This is a genomic window from Methylomonas sp. Uni0009, from assembly GCF_054188105.3.
In genome coordinates, this window is record NZ_JBTAFN010000001.1 from 1,862,449 (window position 1) to 1,879,527 (window position 17,079).

At 51.3% G+C, this 17,079-nt stretch carries 16 protein-coding genes; all 16 read left to right on the top strand.

The features are described 5' to 3' along the window. Positions 1-165: 165 nt before the first annotated feature. Positions 166-1,197, top strand: a complete 1,032-nt coding sequence (gene tssA / locus ACWAU0_RS08660) for a type VI secretion system protein TssA (protein ID WP_523070782.1) — start codon at positions 166-168, stop codon at positions 1,195-1,197. 45 nt (positions 1,198-1,242) lie between these two features. Then, entirely contained in the window at positions 1,243-1,773 is a 531-nt protein-coding gene (gene tssB, locus ACWAU0_RS08665; RefSeq protein WP_033159221.1) for a type VI secretion system contractile sheath small subunit, read from the top strand. 3 nt (positions 1,774-1,776) lie between these two features. Beyond that, positions 1,777-3,264 carry a type VI secretion system contractile sheath large subunit gene (gene tssC, locus ACWAU0_RS08670; RefSeq protein WP_026603012.1) on the top strand — a complete coding sequence of 496 codons (1,488 nt, stop codon included), beginning with the start codon at positions 1,777-1,779 and terminating at the stop codon, positions 3,262-3,264. Between the two features lie 166 nt (positions 3,265-3,430). Further along, entirely contained in the window at positions 3,431-3,913 is a 483-nt protein-coding gene (locus ACWAU0_RS08675; protein WP_033159220.1) for an Hcp family type VI secretion system effector, read from the top strand. 60 nt (positions 3,914-3,973) lie between these two features. Continuing rightward, positions 3,974-4,780, top strand: a complete 807-nt coding sequence (locus ACWAU0_RS08680; protein ID WP_101053069.1) for a type VI secretion system accessory protein TagJ — start codon at positions 3,974-3,976, stop codon at positions 4,778-4,780. Continuing rightward, on the top strand, positions 4,780-5,283 hold the full coding sequence (gene tssE / locus ACWAU0_RS08685) for a type VI secretion system baseplate subunit TssE (RefSeq protein WP_033159218.1): 504 nt from the start codon (positions 4,780-4,782) through the stop codon (positions 5,281-5,283). The genes ACWAU0_RS08680 and tssE overlap by 1 nt, the downstream gene beginning before the upstream one ends. Before the next feature lie 2 nt (positions 5,284-5,285). Next, positions 5,286-7,172, top strand: coding sequence for a type VI secretion system baseplate subunit TssF (gene tssF, locus ACWAU0_RS08690; protein WP_319963149.1), 1,887 nt, complete (start codon positions 5,286-5,288; stop codon positions 7,170-7,172). Continuing rightward, positions 7,154-8,209 (top strand): type VI secretion system baseplate subunit TssG, encoded by a 1,056-nt coding sequence (tssG, locus tag ACWAU0_RS08695; protein ID WP_101053073.1) that lies wholly within the window; start codon positions 7,154-7,156, stop codon positions 8,207-8,209. Before tssF ends, tssG begins: the two co-directional genes overlap by 19 nt. A gap of 33 nt (positions 8,210-8,242) precedes the next feature. Then, positions 8,243-10,936, top strand: a complete 2,694-nt coding sequence (gene tssH / locus ACWAU0_RS08700) for a type VI secretion system ATPase TssH (RefSeq protein WP_458138923.1) — start codon at positions 8,243-8,245, stop codon at positions 10,934-10,936. Positions 10,937-11,039: 103 nt separating this feature from the next. Further along, positions 11,040-11,624 carry a hypothetical protein gene (locus ACWAU0_RS08705; protein WP_205451567.1) on the top strand — a complete coding sequence of 195 codons (585 nt, stop codon included), beginning with the start codon at positions 11,040-11,042 and terminating at the stop codon, positions 11,622-11,624. A 715-nt stretch (positions 11,625-12,339) separates the two neighbouring features. Beyond that, the gene (locus tag ACWAU0_RS08710; protein ID WP_205451566.1) at positions 12,340-12,870 is read left to right on the top strand and encodes a putative adhesin; all 531 of its coding nucleotides are present in this window, start codon (positions 12,340-12,342) and stop codon (positions 12,868-12,870) included. Positions 12,871-13,201: 331 nt separating this feature from the next. Then, positions 13,202-13,669, top strand: coding sequence for a hypothetical protein (locus ACWAU0_RS08715; protein WP_205451565.1), 468 nt, complete (start codon positions 13,202-13,204; stop codon positions 13,667-13,669). Continuing rightward, positions 13,666-13,971: a hypothetical protein gene (locus ACWAU0_RS08720; protein WP_205451564.1), complete on the top strand. Its 306-nt coding sequence runs from the start codon at positions 13,666-13,668 to the stop codon at positions 13,969-13,971. The genes ACWAU0_RS08715 and ACWAU0_RS08720 overlap by 4 nt, the downstream gene beginning before the upstream one ends. Before the next feature lie 73 nt (positions 13,972-14,044). Beyond that, positions 14,045-14,638 (top strand): DUF6931 family protein, encoded by a 594-nt coding sequence (locus tag ACWAU0_RS08725; protein WP_033159211.1) that lies wholly within the window; start codon positions 14,045-14,047, stop codon positions 14,636-14,638. A gap of 10 nt (positions 14,639-14,648) precedes the next feature. Further along, complete coding sequence (locus ACWAU0_RS08730; protein WP_101053084.1) at positions 14,649-14,942, top strand: PAAR domain-containing contractile injection system baseplate protein; 294 nt, start codon at positions 14,649-14,651, stop codon at positions 14,940-14,942. A 46-nt stretch (positions 14,943-14,988) separates the two neighbouring features. Beyond that, on the top strand, positions 14,989-16,941 hold the full coding sequence (locus ACWAU0_RS08735) for a type VI secretion system Vgr family protein (protein WP_458138924.1): 1,953 nt from the start codon (positions 14,989-14,991) through the stop codon (positions 16,939-16,941). Positions 16,942-17,079 lie beyond the last annotated feature (138 nt).

Consider the following 17,079-nt stretch of genomic DNA (forward strand, 5'->3'; position numbering starts at 1 on the left):
CCGACTAGACTAATGCGAATTGGTTTTGGGCTTAATACAGGCGTAACAAGTCCGGGGCACTATAGAATTGGGTCGATTGTAAGAAACGGGGCGCAAGGCACAAGGTTTCGTTACCGCTTTTCAATCGGTTGATGTTAACAATTGGATTACCATAGAGGCTTAAAAATGGCGGATTTGTCCGGATTACTAGAACCTGTTTCGGCGGAGCAGCCTTGTGGTGATAACCTTGAGTATGACAATGCCAGGGTGGCATTGGACACCAATATCTTAGGGACCCCGGAAAATCAGTTTTCTGGCGAGAAGGCGTTGCCGCCTAACTGGCGCGAGGTCTACAAGGAGGCTTTGGCGTTATTGCAGCGTTCCAAGGATTTGCAAGTCATTTTGTACTTGATCCGGACACTGATCAATGTTGAAGGTTGGAGAGGTTTTCGCGATGGACTGAGCTTTCTGGAAGAGTCCTTGACCCGTTATTGGGATTCCATACACCCTCAACTCGATCCCGACGACGGCATGGATCCGACGTCGCGAATCAATATTTTGGAAGAGCTTGCCAGCTTCGACCTGATAATCAGGCCTCTTAGTTTGGCGGTGCTGGTCGAGTCGAAAGCCATCGGCAGGTTTTGTTTGCGTGACATTCAGTACGCAACCGACCGGCTGGAAGTGCCCAAGGGCCTGGCAAAGCCAGACAACGGCGCCATCAATGCGGCTTTTCTGGATATGGATGACGCGGCGTTAGCTGATAATTATCAGGCCTTGGTCGACAGTATCAAGATCGTCGAGCGGATCGATGCTTTCGTCAACGAAAAAGTCGGAGCCAGCCAAGGCGCGGTATTGACGCCGTTGAAAGCTTTACTGAAGGAAGTCAGGGATGATTTCGATCATTACGCGGGGTCGCGGTTGTCCAGCGACGCCGAGACTGAGGCAAGCGACGATGGCAGCAGCGCTGAGGCGGGTGATGAGGTAAAGCCCGTTAAATCCAAAGCGGTGAGCGGCGCCATTGAGTCGCGCCAAGATGTGGTGAGAACGTTGGATGCGCTTTGTAAATATTATGCGGACTACGAGCCGTCTAGCCCCGTGCCCATTTTGTTGCGTCGGGCCAAGCATCTGGCAACTGCAGATTTCTTGGAAATCGTCCAAAACTTAATGCCGGATGCGCTTTCCCAAATAAGTGCGATAAAGGGTCCCGACCCAAGTTAGAAACTGATTTTTGGTAGTCCTTCTTAATGTCAAGCGGAGAATACAATGGCTGAAAGTAGTCAGAAGTTTATACAACGAAACCGGGCACCCCGGGTACAGATTGAATACGATGTTGAACTCTACGGTTCCGAAAAAAAGGTGCAGTTGCCGTTCGTGATGGGCGTCATGTCGGATTTGTCGGGTAAACCAGCCGAACCTTTAGCACCAGTGGCGGATCGCAAATTGTTGGAAATCGATGTCGACAATTTCAATGATCGATTGAAATCGATGAAACCACGGGTCGCATTCCAAGTTCCCAATACCTTGACCGGCGAAGGTAATTTGAATGTCGATATCACCTTTGAAAGTATGGATGACTTTTCTCCCGCAGCGGTTGCCAAAAAAGTGGCGGGCTTGGATAAAGTCTTGGAAGCCAGAACCCAGTTGTCCAACTTGATTACCTATATGGACGGTAAAACCGGCGCGGAGGAATTAATCGCGAAGTTAGTTAACGACCCCGCGTTGCTACAAACCTTGGCGGCGTCAGCGAAACCGGCGGAAGCAGGCGGTGATGCCGCTGAAGGAAAAGGGGAGTAAGCCATGGCCGAATTAGAAACCCAAGGCGGACAAGGCGCAACACAAACCCTGGAGTTGGACGATTTTTCCGCATTATTGTCCAAGGAGTTCAAACCAGGCACCGAGGCAGCCAATCAGGTCAATACCGCAGTAACAACGCTGGCGCAATATGCGTTGCAGGATGTTTCCAAAGTATCCGACGATGCCATAAAAACGATCCAGTCGATTATCGCCAGCCTGGATCAGAAAATCACCGAACAATTAAATCTCGTCATACACCATCCCGATTTTCAAAAACTGGAAGGTGCCTGGCGCGGCTTGCATTACTTGGTCAACAACACCGAAACCGACGAAATGTTGAAAATTCGCGTGTTGAATATCACCAAAAACGAGTTGGGTAAAACCCTGAAAAAATTCAAAGGTACCGCCTGGGACCAAAGCCCGCTGTTCAAAAAACTGTACGAAGAAGAATACGGCACCTTTGGCGGCGAACCCTTCGGTTGCTTGGTGGGCGACTACCATTTCGATCACAGTCCGCAAGATGTGGAATTGTTGGGCGAGATGGCAAAAATCAGTGCCTCCGCGCATACCCCGTTCATTTCCGGCGTGGCGCCATCGGTGCTGCAAATGGAAAGTTGGTCCGAATTGGCCAATCCGCGTGATTTGACCAAAATTTTTCAAACGCCGGAATACGCGGCTTGGCGCTCGTTGCGCGAGTCCGAAGATTCCCGTTACCTCGGTTTGGCTATGCCGCGCTTCCTGAGCCGTTTACCTTATGGCTCGAAAACCGATCCGGTCGAAGAGTTTGATTTCGAGGAAGACACCTCGGGCGCTGATAGCAGTAAATATACGTGGTCTAACGCTGCTTACGCGATGGCAGTCAACATCAATCGCTCGTTCAAATATTACGGTTGGTGTTCGCAGATTCGCGGTATTGAATCCGGTGGCGCAGTGGAAGGATTACCGGTGCATTCGTTTCCGACCGACGAAGGCGGCGTCGACATGAAGTGCCCGACCGAGATCGCCATTACCGACCGCCGTGAAGCGGAATTGGCCAAAAGCGGTTTCATGCCCTTGTTGCACAAAAAAAATACCGATTTCGCCGCATTCATCGGCGCGCAATCGCTGCAAAAACCTGCGGAATACACCGATCCGGATGCCACCGCCAACGCCAACTTGGCTGCGCGCCTGCCGTATTTGTTTGCTACCTGCCGGTTTGCGCACTATCTGAAATGCATCGTTCGAGACAAAATCGGATCGTTCAAGGAGCGCCAAGACATGCAGGCGTGGTTGAACACCTGGATCAGCCAATACGTGTTGACCAATCCAGCAGTGGCCACCGAAAAAGACAAAGCGCGTCGGCCATTGGCCGGTGCGGAAGTGGTGGTCGAGGAAGTCGAGGGTAATCCTGGATATTATCAATCTAAGTTTTTCCTTAGACCGCACTATCAGTTGGAAGGGTTGACGGTTTCCTTGCGACTGACATCTAAATTACCGTCGCAAAAAGGTTAAGTCCTATTCGTTGAATAAGGCTAGGAAGTACGCTATTTGCCGGGGCAGCAATACGAAATTCCCGGCAGTGGCGGTTAGTCGTTTTATATCCCGGCTTGCCGGAGCTGTAAATCTGTGGGTGGATGCCCGTTTGTATTTTTATCACTAACTTCGAAAGGAGAGCACTATGATCTTATTAAAATTCGCGACCGAAATTAAAGGCGATAGCACCGTAGCCAGCCATACGGACTGGATTACCGTAGACAGTTTGCAAATGGGCGTAGGTCGTGCCATTTCGACCAGCGGCGTCGGCAAAGACCGCGATACCAGCAATCCTTCGTTTTCCGAAGTCACCCTGACTAAAAGCATGGACATCGCGTCCGTCGACCTGTGGATGCAGTCCATCTGCGGCAAAAGCTTGGGTACAGCAACATTCCATTTCATCCAAACCGGCGGCGCGGATGCCAAGGGTCAAGTGTATCTGGAAATCGAACTGGCCGACGCTATCATCAGCGGCTACAGCCAATCCAGCGGCGGTGACCGCCCTCACGAGAGCATATCCATCAACTTCAACGAAGTTAAAATGAAGTACAACACTTTCGGCGAAGGCGAAGCACCAGCCGCCGGCGCATTCAAAGGTTGGAACTTGATGAAAAACGAAACCGTGTAATCGCCGACCCCGGTGGAACCAACACCACTGGGGTTATTTTTGCACTCATCGGAGAATCGTATGCAGGACGTTTCACGTCTTATCGCCGAAGGCGAGCTGGATGCGGCATTGCAGCAAACCCAGCAGTACATCAGGCAAAATCCGGCCGATCCTAAATCGCGGATCCTGCTGTTTCAGCTGTATTGCGTGCAGGGCCTGTGGGATAAGGCGCTAAATCAACTTAATGTGTTGCGCGACTTGGATGCCTCCACCTTGTTGATGGTTAGTACCTACGAACAAGTTTTACTCTGTGAAGCCTTACGTAAGGACGTGTTTGCCGCACGCAAAACGCCGCTGATTTTTGGCGAGCCGCCAGCATGGCTGGCTTTACTGTTAGAAGCGCTAATACGGGAAAACAGCGGCGATTTTCAGCAGGCCGTGGCATTACGAACTGATGCCTTACAGCAGGCGCCGGCTACCGCTGGAGCGTTGGACGGTACGCCGTTTGAATGGCTAGCAGACGCTGATAGCCGTTTGGGACCGGTGTTGGAGGCCGTCGTCAATGGCCGCTACTACTGGGTGCCGTTTATGCAGATCAGCAAGATACAGCTGGAAAAACCCACCGATTTACGCGATTTGGTATGGATACCGGCGCAATTTACCTGGATCAATGGCGGCGAAGCCAGCGGCTTGATACCTTGCCGTTATCCGGGTTCGGAAGCCGACTCGGACGCTCGCATCCGCCTGTCCCGTTTAACCGAATGGAATGAAGTCGCAGACGGTTTAATGCATGGCAAGGGACAGCGCCTATTGGCTACCGACGTCGACGATTACGCGCTGTTAGATGTCCGTACTATTGAATTCAATGCGCCGGCAGGGCTGGAATAATGGCCGATTTACTGCACGCGGAACGTCTCCAACCGTCCTTGCTGGATCGGTTGACCGACGAAGCTCCCGATAAACGCGCGGAAACCCGCGAGCAACGTGTCATGTCTCTGCGCCAGTTGCGGCAAAGCGTATTGCGCGATTTAAGCTGGCTGCTGAATACCGCAGCGTTCGAGAGCATGGTCAATTTGACCGACTATCCGTTTGTGGCTCGTTCCGTATTGAATTACGGGACACCGGTCTTGTCCGGCGTATCGCTGACCGGGATTGACGTTAAAAAGATCGAACGCAAAGTTAGACAGGCAATTAACGATTTCGAGCCGAGAATCTTGGCGGACTCGCTGTCGGTAGAATTGGCAAAAGCCGATGATCAAATGAATCACAAGGCGCTGTCGTTTCGTATCGAAGGCGATTTGTGGGCGCAGCCGTTGCCGATACATTTATACATTCGCAGCGATCTGGATCTGGAAACCGGCGAAATCAGCGTCAAGGAACTGGACGGTTAACCATGGATCCCCGGCTGCTTAAATACTATAACCGCGAGTTGCAATACGTCCGTGAAGTAGGCGCGGAGTTTGCCGCAGAGTTTCCGAAAATAGCCAATCGCTTGGGTTTGGATACTTTCGAATGTTCCGACCCGTACGTAGAGCGCTTATTCGAAGGCTTCGCTTTTATGGCGGCTCGAGTGCAATTGAAGGTCGATTCCGAGTTTCCCAGCTTTACCCAGCAATTATTGCAGATTATCTATCCGCACTATTTGTCGGCTACGCCATCAATGACGGTGGTGGAGATGAAACCCGATTTTGCCGAAGCGGCTCTGGCAGACGGGATCACGATAGCCAAGGATACCGTGTTGCGCAGCCAGATCGCCAGAGGCGAACAAACCGCCTGCGAGTACCGTACTGCGCAAGACTTGCAACTGTTACCGTTGCAGATAGGCCAAATTGAATATCTGCCGAGTCTGGCTGCCGTGTCCAGTCGCGGCTTGACGGCCAAACATTTTCGCGGACCGGTCAAAGCGGCCTTACGTATCGTCTTGAATAGTGTGGGCGGTTTAAAGTTCAACGAAATTGCCCTGGACCGGCTGCCGTTGTTTCTGCGCGGTGTCGGCAATATCCCGTATCGCTTGTACGAACAACTGTTGGCAAATGTAAGCGGCATCGTCGGCAGTTTCCATAACGGGGTCTCGACGGAAATTCGCACGCTGTCTGCTGGGGGGGTACGCGGTCTGGGGTTCGAACCGGACGAGGCTTTACTCAGACAGACGCCGCGCTCGTTCGACGGTTATCGAATATTGCAGGAATATTTCGCATTCCCGGACCGTTACCTGTTTGTCGAACTCGGTGGACTGGGAGAGCTAGCAAGTAACTGTGACAGTGAACAGATTGAGTTGTTCGTGCTGTTCGACCGCAGCGAACCGCAACTGATTAATGTGTTGGATCAGAACAATTTGGCCTTGTTCTGCGTGCCGGCTATCAATTTGTTCCCTAAACGTGCCGACCGGATCCATATCGACCAGCGGCAGTCTGAATATCACATCGTGGTGGATCGCAGTAGGCCAATGGATTATGAAGTGCATAGCGTCAATGAAGCCACCGGTTTCGGTGCCGATCAGGAGAGCGAACAGGCCTTTCTGCCTTTTTACGGCTCTAAAGCGTCCTACCAGCACGCCGGGGAAACTGCGTTTTTCAGCTTACGGCGAGTGAATCGCGTGCTGTCGTCAAATCAACGTCGCAAGGGAGTGCGTTCCAGTTATATCGGCAGCGAAGTTTTTGTGTCCTTGGTCGATGCGGCCCAGGCGCCGTATTCCGGCAAGTTGGCGCAATTGGGGCTGGATACCTTATGTACCAATCGTGATTTGCCGCTGGTGATGCCGGTAGGCCAAGGTGATACCGATTTTACCTTGCAAGTTAGTGCGCCGGTGAAATCGGTGCGTTGTATCGCCGGCCCGACCCGGCCGCTGCCGGCTGCGTATGAGGCGGATACCGTGTGGCGCCTGATCAATCATTTGTCGCTGAACTATCTGTCGCTGCTGGATACCGATGCCAAGAGCGGTGCGGCGGCATTGCGTGAATTGTTGGGCCTGTATGCCGACCAGCGCGAACCGGCCATCAAGAAACAGGTTGAGGGCGTGCTTTCCGTGGCTTCAAAAAATGTGGTCAGACGCATCGATGCAAAGGGGCCGATGGTGTTTGGGCGCGGCTTGGAAATTACCGTCATGCTGGACGAGTCGGCGTTTGAAGGTGGCGGCTATTTTCTGCTGGCAACGGTATTGGAGCGGTTTTTCGCTCGGTATGTATCGATCAATTCTTTCGTCGAGACGGTGATACGTACCAGCGACCGCGGTGAAGTGGCGCGTTGGCCTGCGAGGATGGGATGTCGCCACACGATTTAATCGGTGAATTGACGAAGGATGCGTCGCGCTTCGATTTTTTCGAGGCGGTGCGTTTAATCGAATGTCTGAATAGCGATAAGCCTCGTTTCGGGACCAGTGTAAAAGCGGCTGACGATGCCGTGCGTTTTTCCCAGGAGCCGGAACTGGAATTTCCCGCTACCGCTGTAGATTACTATTCGCCGGGCGGGACGGGGCTGGGTAAACCGAGATTGGCGGTGAATTTTATGGGTTTGTTCGGTCCCAACGGCCCGCTGCCGCTGCATTTGACCGAGTATGCCCGAGAGCGGCAGCGCCACCATCACGATCCGACCTTCGCCCGTTTTGCCGATGTCTTTCATCATCGCATGATTAGTTTGTTTTACCGGGCCTGGGCCAATGCCCGCCCGGAAGTGCATTACGACCGGCCGGATACAGACCGCTTTGGTTTTTACGTGGGAGCCATGCTGGGTATTTCCGGGGCGCCGTTTCAGAACCGGGACGCACTGACCGACCGAGGCAAATTGTTTTATGCCGGGCATTTTGCCGCGCAGACCAAACATCCAGGGGGTTTACAGGCCATTGTCTCGGATATTTTTAAAGTGCCGGTCCGCGTCGCCGAATTTGTTGGCGAATGGATGGACATTCAACCCCGTGAGCAAACTCGTTTGGGCTGGAGCAAAGACACCTGTTCTCTGGGGAGCTCTGTTGTGATCGGCGCTAGCGTTTGGGGTTGCCAGCATAAGTTTCGTGTCGTTATCGGGCCGTTGCGCCGTAGCCTATATTTGGCCTTGCTGCCGGGCGGGGCGTTATTGCCCAAGTTGGTGGCCATCGTCCGCAATTATGTCGGCGACGAAATGGTCTGGGACGCACAATTGATTTTGGAAAAAGCCGAAGTACCGGAAGAGCTGGCCTTAGGAAAACCCGAAACGACCGGCGCGAATAGTATGAACGGCGATGCGCAATTGGGTTGGAGTACTTGGTTGGGACCGCGCCGCGGTGCAGGCGATGCCGATGATTTAACGCTTAATCCGTTTATACAGGCTGATGCTGCCTGCTGAACCACACTTAAACTTTAGCGAGGAATAAACACCATGGCGGAAATTAGCCGAGTCAAGTTGTTTGGGAAATTGAACAAGGTTTGTTACAAAGCCGTCGAGGGTGCGACGGTGTTTTGCAAACTAAGAGGCAACCCCTATGTCGAGTTGGTGCATTGGTTAAGCCAACTGCTACAACTGCAAGACTCCGATTTGCACCGCTTGGTGAAGCATTACGGTTTGGATGCCTCGGTGATTGCCAAGGACGTGACTAACGCGCTGGACCGCTTGCCGCGCGGTTCTACGGCTATTTCCGATTTTTCGCCGCATATCGAGGATAGTGTCGAACGCGGCTGGGTCTTCGGCACATTGTTGTTCGGTGAGTCTCAGGTGCGCAGCGGCCATTTATTGGTCGGTATGTTGAAAACCAAATCCTTGCGCAACGAGTTGCTGGGAATTTCCAAAGAGTTCGAAAAACTCAAACCGGATACGGTTTCCGACGAGTTGCCGAAGATTGTGTCCGGTTCACCGGAAGACGGATTGGTTGCCAATGATGGTTCGCTGGTTGGCGCTACGCCCGGCGAAGCCAGCGGTGCGATTGCACCGGCAGCGATGGGCAAGCAGGAGGCGCTGAAACAATTTACCGTTGACCTGACCGAGCAGGCGCGTAACGGCAAAATAGATCCTATCGTGGGCCGTGAGGAAGAGATTCGGCAGGTCATCGATATTCTGATGCGCCGCCGGCAGAACAATCCGATTCTGACCGGCGAGGCCGGTGTCGGCAAAACGGCGGTAGTTGAGGGTTTTGCTTTGAAAATTGTCGCCGGCGACGTGCCCCCTTCATTACGCGATGTGAGCTTGCGGACCTTGGATGTTGGCTTGTTACAGGCCGGTGCCAGTATGAAAGGCGAATTCGAAAACCGCCTGCGGCAAGTCATCGAAGAAGTGCAAGCCTCGCCAAAACCCATCATTCTGTTTATCGACGAAGCCCATACCTTGGTGGGTGCGGGCGGCGCGGCAGGTACCGGCGATGCCGCCAATCTATTAAAACCGGCGCTGGCACGCGGCCAATTGCGCACCGTCGCGGCCACTACCTGGGCGGAATACAAAAAACATATCGAAAAAGACCCGGCCTTGACCCGACGTTTTCAGGTCGTGCAAGTGCTGGAGCCGAGCGAAGCAAAAGCCATCGGCATGATGCGCGGCGTGGTCTCGGTGCAGGAAAAACATCACCAGGTGTTGATTCTGGATGAAGCGCTGGAAGCGGCCGTCAAATTATCCCATCGCTATATCCCGGCCCGGCAATTACCAGATAAGGCTGTCAGCTTATTAGACACCGCCTGTGCCCGGGTCGGCATCAGCCAACACGCGGTGCCCGCCGAAGTGGACGACTGCCGTAAACGCATAGAAGCCTTGGAAACTGAGTTGGCGATTATCGGCCGGGAAAAAGCCGTCGGTGTCGAAGTGGCTGCGCGGGAGCAAGTAGCTAACGAAAAATTGGCTGCCGAACAGGAGCGGCTGGCTGGTTTGGAAGAGCGTTGGAATGCCGAGAAGGAATTGGTCGGCAAGATTTTGGAATTGCGCGGCAAACTCAGATCGGCTGGACACGCTGTCGATACAGCCGAACCGGCGGAAGGCGATACTGGTAGCGAAGCCAACGATCGCGACGCCTGGCTGACCGAATTGAAAGCCTTGCAGGCTCAACTCCACGCACAACAAGGCGAGTCGCCGCTAATTTTGCCAACCGTCGATCAGCAGGCTGTAGGCGCTGTTGTGCAAGATTGGACCGGCATTCCGGTTGGCCGGATGGTCAAAAATGAAATCGAAACGGTACTGAAGCTGCCGGATTTGCTGGAGCAGCGCATCATCGGCCAACGCCACGCACTGGAGATGATAGCCAAGCGCATCCAGACCTCGCGCGCAGGCCTGGATAATCCGAACAAGCCCATCGGCGTATTCATGCTGGCCGGTACTTCCGGTGTGGGTAAGACAGAAACCGCGTTGGCGCTAGCCGAAACCTTATATGGCGGCGAGCAAAACGTCATCACCATCAACATGAGCGAATACCAGGAAGCGCATACCGTTTCCACCCTGAAAGGCGCGCCTCCGGGCTATGTCGGTTACGGCGAAGGCGGCGTGTTGACTGAAGCGGTAAGGCGCCGCCCCTACAGCGTGGTATTGCTGGACGAAGTGGAAAAAGCCCACCCCGATGTGCACGAGATATTCTTCCAGGTGTTCGACAAAGGCTGGATGGAAGACGGCGAAGGCCGGGTTATCGATTTCAAAAATACCTTGATTTTGTTGACCACCAACGCCGGCACAGACCTGATTGCCAACTTGTGCAAAGACCCGGATTTAATGCCGGAGCCGGAAGGCATTGCCAAAGCTTTGCGGGAACCGTTGTTAAAAGTATTTCCGCCAGCCTTGCTTGGACGTTTAGTCGTTATTCCTTACTACCCTCTCAACGACGAAATGATAGGCGCAATCGCCCGGTTGCAATTGGGCCGAATCAAAAAGCGCGTCGAAGAATCGCACAAAGTCCCGTTCAGTTACGACGACGAAGTCATCAAACTGATTGCCAGCCGTTGTACTGAATTGGAAAGCGGCGGGCGGATGATAGACGCGATCTTGACCAATACCGTGTTGCCGAAGATTAGCGAGGAGTTCTTGACCCGAATGATGGAGGGTACGCCTATCCAAAGAGTGCATGTGAAGGTTGAGGACGGTGAGTTTGGGTATGGGTTTTCCTGACACCTTAAGTTGGTCTGATGCTCCACTCGGGGCCATAGATGACAAAGTTTAAGGGGCTCGTTGTAGTTTTCCGAATGTTCAATTTTAAGTAGAGGATAAAATCATGGCGGTCAGTAAGAGCATTGCGGAAGCGGCGGTGAGCGGTATTAATATGGATGTGGCGTCCGCTTTGGCAGGTTATTTCGCAGGTCATAAAGACGGCAAACATCGTTCTAAGACTTTGGCGATGGCTCATAAAACTGGAGCTGCACGAGTTACGTTTTTTCAAAAAAAAGTAACTCGTTCAGTTAAGACAGGGGAAAAGGAAGAGGTTGTTATAAAGAAGGGGTGGCATGGCACTTCCACCGAGGAGATTGTCAAGGTGCCTATTATGACTCCGCAGATTTTTTGGGAGGATCAGAAAGAGGAAGACGAGCAGCAACTTGTATCGTTAGCGCTTAAAAGTTCGCCGTCGCCGACCTACTATAAGCATGTTACGTATCCTGATAGCAGGTTTCATTTCGTAAGTCCGTTACCCAGTTTTGTTAAGGCTTATGAAGTGATACTAGGAAATGGGGGGAGTAAATCTATTGCCGAATTAGACAGGCTTAGCATAGTAATTATTGTCGGTCAGGGGACGAATCATCGGATAGTAACTGTGATGGCTGAGTCGTCGGTTGATGTTGCGAATTGGCAAAAACTTGTTTGAAATTTAACTATCGCTTTTTAGATTAGGTTCGAATACTCGGTTGCGAGTTGGTTATTTGATTGTATTTTCATGCCTAAAGAGTGGTTGCTGGTGAATTAATACGGGCTGTCGGAAAACAGAGTAAAAGTTTGTTTAGAGAGTCTGGAGTGAAATCAATTTTTACAAGAAAATATAGGCCATAAAAAATTGATTTTAAATGCGCGTTTAAAGTTGATATGAAGAATTGATTTGATGATGGTTTGGCTTGTTTTTTGGGTATTTAATAATACGGAAGAGTGATTTTTGAATTATTTAGATGGGCTATTTTTTACGGCGTATTTGTTTGGTAAGTGGTTGAAAGACTATTTGTTAAAAGTAAGTTAGGATGCAAAATATGTGCAATTCCGAGTATTGGCTCAGGGTGTAGGGAAGCAGGCAGCATTAAAATTAGATGGGTCAATTGGCAGGCTGGTAACGCTAGACCCAAAATCGAGATTAGTGTCGGTTAATAACCTAGCACCGGGGGGCTCAAACTCAGGTGAGCTATTTGGACGACTTGTTAATTTATAGTCGAATAGAGCGCGTTGATATTGTGTGAAAAATCTGCTTTAGGTTCCAGTGTCTGACACATCGGATGCCTATCCGTTGCTCAGTCCTTGTCGCTGGGTTTGTTACAAATGATTGAAGCTTTTAGATCATTAAACTATTTGCTCAATAAAAAATAGGGGAGTTGAAAATGAAATATTTTATGACAGGGCATGGTGGTTGGACTGTGTCGGATGGATACTTTGATCTGCCAAAAGGAACAACCGTTAAGTTTTATACTGAGAATGCAAAGCTCATGCTTTCGAGCGATGTTTATAAAATTGTCAATGGAACCTTTAAAGGTAGCCCAACAAACATCGTAGGTGAGTATCGTAGCTGCCAGAATATGACGCTGTATCCCGATGATGCAGAATATATCGGACCAACTGATGCTGCGTTGGCTCAGAATCCGGATTCTGCCAATTGCAGAGTCTATCGAGTTACCGCAGCGAAGAAACTCAAGGATATTGTTAAGGACTTGGCTGGACATGAAATTATCTGGTGTTGCTGTCGAGACCTAAGCCTACGCGCCAGTGCAACTCAAGTTTACGACCCCAAGCTAAAGCAATTTGTCCCAGGTGTTGGCTCGAATTTGGCGACAAAATCTGGGATTAACGCCGGTGTCGAATTGGATACGGGGAAGTTCCTAAATTTCAATAAGGCTACGTGGAATTGGGATTAAATTTGTAAATAGAGATAGCGGTAACGCTTGCAGCGTATATAAAGACACAATTCTGGGGAATGTATTTTCGTAATTGTGGCCTGCGCCGTCCATATTTAGTTATCCAGGTCATTATCACTCTATGCAAGAAAACCGTAAGAATCCAAGATTCCCGCTTATCGGGAGTAATGGCTAAGGGGTTCTAAGAACTGAAGGTCCGAGTAGTGAAACGTATTCTAGGAGTCATTCCTTAGAATACGTTAACGCTATTCTGAGCTACGATAGCTTTCGCCTATTTTGACAATTTAAAAAAGTCTGGGGTACTTCACAATGATAATCTCTGTAAGTAAAGATGACACATTTAAATTCAGTCAATGATTTGCGGGAATATATTAAGGGGCTGGGGGAGTTTCGGGCTCGGCCTATTGTTGCCGGACAGCATCCGACTTTGTATTTGGATCAAAGTCAAGGAGCTATGATTGAAGGTATACGAGAAAAAGATTATCTTTTTTCGCCGTGCAAAAACTGGGTGGAACCGCATGAACAAATGGGGCTTTCATTTTCGGCTGGATGGAATCATTTAAAAGATCAGATCAAATTAAAACGTAAATGGAATAAAGATAAGCCAATTGATATTAATTGGTTATTGGCGAGCTTTGAATTGCCGGCTGGGCTCAAGTTTGTACAAGATACTCGGGATAATCAGCACTATTTGTTAACAGTTACCGAGCGTATGACCATCGACGCCTTAGCGGCAAAACTATTGATGATTGCCGATAGAATGGCAGTATATCCGCATGTGGAAAGGTTCTTGAAATGATTGCCTACAAGTATCCTGAGGAAAAAGAAATACTCATGCACTATGCTCATAAACTACAAGCAAATGGCATCATCGAGATTATTGACAAAGGATATGTAAAAAACGCCCACGAGGCCAAACTGCTGACGGCGTTTTTCTGGCAGATGGTCGACGAGTCGGTTAAAGATGCTGAGCAAGGGTTTGATGCCGCTGGTCATCGCGATCTTCAAGCCTATGATGAGTACATCATGAACACACTAAGATCTTATCTGGTTAACGCCGGATATGAAAAAGAATGGAGTGACGATGATGAGTCTGCGTAGTGAGATAAACGGCATAATAAGCTGAACGGTTTTTCGATTTATATTTGAAAGGTGAACGGAAAGTGGGGAATACATGGCTGGCGCAGTGTCATTAACTAAAGTATCGATACCTAAAGCCTCGGCGATTTGCCAGGATATTCAACTGGATCAGCAAGCAACTGCAGGCCTACTTGCGGACCCTGCGCCGGTTGATTTTTTGAATAAATTGCTCGAACAGCAACTTTATCCCGATGCCGTGCGTTTTATGGCCAGAGCGTTACCCAAGCGCGAAGCGACCTGGTGGGCCTGCCTTTCTGCGCGCAGTGTGGTGAGCCCGCAAACACCCCCTGAAGTCGTTAAAGCGCTCGATGCTGCAGAGTTGTGGGTATTTAAGCCAACCGAGCCTAATCGCCGGGCCGCCAACGCTGCCGCTCACAGCGCATCCTTCGAAAACCCTGCCGCATGGGCAGCCATGGCCGCGTTTTGGAGTGATGGCAGTATGGCGCCGGAAGACGCACCATCGGTTCCTCCTGCGGATAATCTGACGGCCAAGGCGGTGGCCGGTGCGGTAATGTTGGCGGCGGTATTGACTCAGCCGGAAAAGGCCTATGAGAAATACCAATTTTTTATCGATCAGGCTATTGATATTGCCAACGGCGGTAACGGCCGACTTTGGCAGGCGGCTTAAGGAGATTGCGATGGGACAGCCGGCCGCACGATTAACAGATATGCATGTTTGCCCGATGTTTACGGGACCGGTCCCGCATGTCGGCGGACCGATCAGCGGCCCCGGTGCGCCGACCGTCATGATAGGCAATATGCCTGCGGCGCGCGCGACTGATATGTTGGTCTGTGTTGGGCCGCCAGATACCATCGCAAAAGGGTCGGCAACCGTGATGATAGCCAACATGCCGGCCGCCAGGATGGGTGATATGTGCGCCCATGGCGGCACCATTATTCTCGGTTACCCTACGGTACTGATCGGTGGCTGACGCCGGCTTTATCTCAAAATTATCGTTTTAGCGTTAGGATTTCACCATGCCACTTTCTCAAGAATCTCGCACCGCTTCGGTGGTGACAGCCGCCGGTGCGGATACCTTTGTGCTGTATCGGATGACTGGTAAAGAACAATTGAGCAGTTTGTTCGAGTACGAGTTGGAATTGCTGAGCGAGAACGGCGATATTGATCTGCAAACGGTCTTGGGCACCAGCATTACCGTCAAATTGCAACTGGATAACGGTGCGCTACGCCCGTTCAACGGCATTGTCACGCAGATTAACCAATTCGGTATGCTCGGCGACCTGTATTTCTACCGAGCTATTGTGCATCCGAAAGTTTGGTTACTGACGCAAGCCAGTAACTGTCGCGTTTTATCGCCGGCGCCGGCGACCAAAAATGTACCGGACATGGTCAAGGCTGTCCTCGCCGAGCATGGTTATACCGACGTAACGACAAAGTTTTCCACCACCTACCAGCCCCGCGATTTTTGCGTGCAGTATCGGGAGACCGACTTCAATTTTATTAGCCGGCTGCTCGAAGAAGAAGGTATCTACTATTACTTCACGCATACCGACAGCATTCATTCGCTGGTGTTGTGCGACGACATTACCAAGTTGGCGGCAGCGACACCGGCCACGGTCAAATACTACCCTGCCGCAAACCAGGGCGGGCGCGACGAGGAGCATTTTTATGAATGGCGGCTTGGACGGCAAATTCGTTCCGGCAGTTACCGCTTAAAGGATTTCGATTTCGAGGCGACAACCGCGCCTTTGGACAAAGTCAAAGATTTGCCTGGCGAACATGCTCAAGCCAGCAAAACCGTCTACGACTATCCGGGGGAGTTCAAAGTAGACAGCGAGGGTGAGCGATACTCACGCCTGCGCATGGAAGAGCTACGCGCGGAGCACGAGCAAACCGTTGCGCTCGGCAATGTGCGCACGCTGGCGGTAGGACAAAAATTCACCTTGTCGGAATTTCCGCGTGCCGATCAAAACCGTGAATATCTGACGGTATCCACCCAATTCCAGATCCAAAACAACGACTACGGTATCGCCGAAGCGGGCGGCATGGACGAGTTTCAATGTACCTATTCCGTTATTAGTACCGAATACGCCTACCGTCCGCCGCGGCGTACCCGTGTGCCGGTAGTGCAGGGTGTGCAAACCGCCATAGTCGTCGGCGGCAGCGGCGACGAAATCCTGACCGATCAATATGGCCGGGTTAAGGTGCAATTTCACTGGGATCGGCTTGGCACAAAAAATGAAAATAGCTCATTTTGGGTGCGGGTTGCGCAGATTTGGGCCGGCAATAACTGGGGGTCGATGTTTATTCCGCGCGTCGGCCAGGAAGTGATCGTCGATTTTCTGGAAGGCAATCCGGATAACCCCATCATCACCGGGCGCGTGTATAACGCCCAACAAATGCCGCCTTATAGCTTAGATGCCAACAAAACCCAAAGCGGGATTAAAACCCGCAGCACGCCAAATGGGGCCGCTGAAAATTTCAACGAAATTCGCTTCGAAGACAAGAAAGGTAGCGAAGAGCTCTACATGCACGCCGAGAAAAACTTTACGCGCATTGTTGAAAACAACGACGTGCAAAAAATCGGCTTTGAGAAAAAAGATGCCGGCGACCAAACCGTGGACATCTACAATCACCGCACCATCACGCTGGACCAAGGCAACGACAAATTGACGGTCAAGACCGGCAATCACACCGTGGAAATCGACAAAGGCAACGACAGTTTGACCGTCACCCAAGGGAACCGGACCGTCAAAGTCAACGCCGGCAGCATTTCCGAAGAAGCCGGGCAGTCCATAGAGCTTAAAGTGGGCTCCAACAGCATCAAAATCGACAATAGTGGCGTCACGATCAAAGGCATGACCGTTAAAATCCAGGCAGACACCCAGGCCGAATTGAAGGGCTTGCAGACCACGGTGAGTGGCGATGGCATGCTGACCCTTAAAGGCGGGATGGTGATGATCAACTGATGATCATTTTTCCGCCGCGCGAAACCAACCGGATAGAGTAAGGATAATGCTGGAATATTACAGGGATAAGGGACGCCGGGCCGGCGTCGAGCTGGGTCGCGACGACAATGCGTCCATCCAGACTACAGCGTGTGCCTG